A 2686-nucleotide genomic window follows, 5' to 3' on the forward strand; every position below is an offset into this window, starting at 1 on the left:
AATGCTCAAGCCTTTGACTAAGGATGAGCTGGATGGTGAAGCTGAGGCGTGGATGTTCTTGCTTAAAACTAAAGTTAAAGAACTTAGCGATGCGGAAATTGCTGTAAAGCGCAAAAATCGAGAGCTTGAACAAACTAAAGAAGCTGTTGATGCTTTAGAAGATGCCAAAGAGGCTCTTGAGGAAGCAACAGATACTAAGGAAAAAATAGAGACTGAGGGATCGGCTAAGGATCGCCTTAAAGCTTTAAAAGCTGCTGAAGAGGCACAAGAAGCTCTGGAAAAAGCTCAGGAGTCAGTAGAAGAAGCAGTCAAAGAAGAAGAAAAGACAAAGCAGGATCAAACCTTGCAAGGGGCGATTGATAAAGCAGTTGAAGGTACTGAAGAGGAAAAAGATAAAGCCAAAACCTCAAACGAGGATGTTGCTAAGGTTCAAGAGAAGATTGGGACAATTAGCAATAAAATTGTTACTGATGAACAAGAGCAGAAAAAGACTGGACAGGGAATTGACAAAGCCAAACAAGACCTAGAAGAAGCAGTCGAGGCCAAGACCGAAGTTAAAAAGCAAGTGCTAGTCAATATGACTACACTGCGGGAGGAACGCACTGCTTTAAGCGATCGCTTTGAGGTCGTACTTGAAGAGCTGGAAACTAAAGGCGGTGATGTTCAGTTGTACAACAAATACATCGATGCCATCAGTGGGATTAAGGTTGACGTCACCGACACTGAAGGAACTTGGATTACCATCGTCGGCTGGCTCCAGTCTAAAGAAGGAGGTCTGCGCTGGGCGAATAACATTGGCAAATTTTTAGGAATTGTTGCTGGCTTTAGCATCCTCTCTCTGATTTTAGGGAAAGTCCTCGAGAAATCTTTGTGGATGTTCCCGAATATGTCAGCTATGCTCCGTCAGTTCGTAGTTAGGATAACCCGTCAAGGATTATTTTTGGTGGGTATTCTTTTAGGTATCACTGCTTTAGAGGTCAGTATTGGTCCACTAATGGCCATGATTGGAGCTGCTGGTTTTGTGGTAGCGTTTGCTTTCCAAAATACCCTCGGTAACTTTGCCAATGGGTTAATGATCTTGGTCTATAAACCTTTCGACGTGGGCGATATGATTGAAGTCGCTGGGGTAAAAGGTACGGTTAAGGATGTCAACTTAGTTTGCACCACCATCAATACTTTGGAAAATAAAATCATTATCGTGCCGAACAACTCAATCTGGGGTAATGTTATCGCGAACGAAACCAGTAGCTCCGTCCGCGCTATGTTCCTTACTGTAAGGATCAGCTACAGCAATAGTATTACTCAAGCCCTCCAAGTTCTTAAGGAGATTGCCAACTCTCATCCCTTAGTATTGGAAGACCCTGGTCCTTGGATCGACACTGGGGAATTGGCTGAATATGCTGTTAACATTTGGTTTATGGCATATACTAAGAAAGAGGATTACTGGACAGCCTATTGTGACATCAGCCGAATTATAAAAGAAAGATTTGAACAAGAGGGAATTGTGATCCCACTGCCTCGGCAGGAAATATACATCAGTGAAGCTATGGCTAAGCAAGACCTTCCCCGAGCAGGAAGTCATGGCCAGATAACAAATCCAAAGCCCCATAGCTCTTTCCCCAACGGTAAGACAGCTTGAATCTGTAGACTTATCTGTAGAATGCCTACTTTCGTATAGCAGGCGTCCAACATCTATCTAATTAACACAACTGATAGCCAATCCAGGTGCAATACTCCAGTTTAATTAGCTTAATTAATTTATTTAATTAATTGCCCAGAGCCTTGTAGAGACCTAGCATGCTAGGTCTCTACATTTGTGTAGCCGCAACAATTGGCTGGTCAGGGCAAAGAGGAAATCCCAACAGAGGTAGTAAACCGTCAACCTTGGCCTTTAGGCCACGGGTGCGCGTTCAACCGTCAACCGTCAACAATCGTGATTGTCAGAGCAAAGAAATCTCAAGCTCGGGATCATTATATAGTAGTTGGAAATTCCTTAGAGTAGACCCAGCCAAGTCAACAAACCTTGACCAGTGAGCAATTCCAGTAACAGGATACAAACTAAGGCAACCATCGCAAACCTGCCGTTGATTTGCTCAGCATAGGGAGTCCAACCAAAAGCTGGTTCAGGTTGGTTAAAAGACTCCTCAGATGATTCACTCTTATTGGGTGTTTCAGAACTCATGACTGATCAGATCCTTCAGACTCCAAATTTTTTACCGATTCAATTAGCGATCGCACTTGTGATGTTCCTGCTGATGGAGAAAAGCTCAAGGGAAACTTACCTCGAACTAGCATTCGTAATCCCAGTGGTCCTAGGCTCGCCAAACCTTGGATATCTCGAAATGAGTTACCAACCACCTGCAAGCCAAACTTACGCTCATCAATCCAACCTCCCTCTTTGACTAAATCAATTAGGACTTTGCGGTGGCGGATTGGACGACTCTCTTGGTCATCAATGGCTTCAAGAATATGCTGTTTAATCTTACCAATTTGATCCATAGGAGCCACACCCATCGGGCAAACCGCATTACACATCATACAGCGGGTACAACCCCAGACTCCTTTTATTGCTTCGTTATATTTCTCCAAACGATTTTCCGTGGTATTATCACGGGAATCTACCACCAGACGCTGTGCTTTAGCCAAGGCATGAGGACCGACAAAATCTCGATTAACTTCTTTGGCA

At 43.8% G+C, this 2686-nt stretch carries 4 protein-coding genes; 2 read left to right on the forward strand and 2 right to left on the reverse strand.

Going from position 1 to position 2686, the window contains the following annotated elements; translation table 11 throughout:
* Together F6K49_RS40120 and F6K49_RS40125 are read left to right on the forward strand one after the other, a co-directional pair.
* Nucleotides 1-1639: mechanosensitive ion channel domain-containing protein (locus F6K49_RS40120; RefSeq protein WP_293106354.1), on the forward strand; the 1639-nt coding region annotated here is incomplete at its 5' end.
* 192 nt (nucleotides 1640-1831) lie between these two features.
* On the forward strand, nucleotides 1832-2002 hold the full coding sequence (locus F6K49_RS40125; RefSeq protein WP_293106357.1) for a hypothetical protein: 171 nt from the start codon (nucleotides 1832-1834) through the stop codon (nucleotides 2000-2002).
* Here F6K49_RS40125 and F6K49_RS40130 read toward each other — a convergent pair.
* Together F6K49_RS40130 and F6K49_RS40135 are read right to left on the reverse strand one after the other, a co-directional pair.
* Nucleotides 1994-2182, reverse strand: coding sequence for a chlorophyll a/b-binding protein (locus F6K49_RS40130; RefSeq protein WP_293106360.1), 189 nt, complete (start codon nucleotides 2180-2182; stop codon nucleotides 1994-1996). The genes F6K49_RS40125 and F6K49_RS40130 overlap by 9 nt on opposite strands.
* The coding region (locus tag F6K49_RS40135; RefSeq protein ID WP_293106363.1) for a 4Fe-4S dicluster domain-containing protein at nucleotides 2179-2686 on the reverse strand (508 nt) is incomplete at its 5' end. The genes F6K49_RS40130 and F6K49_RS40135, both read right to left, overlap by 4 nt.

The sequence above is a fragment of the Moorena sp. SIO3I6 genome (assembly GCF_010672095.1).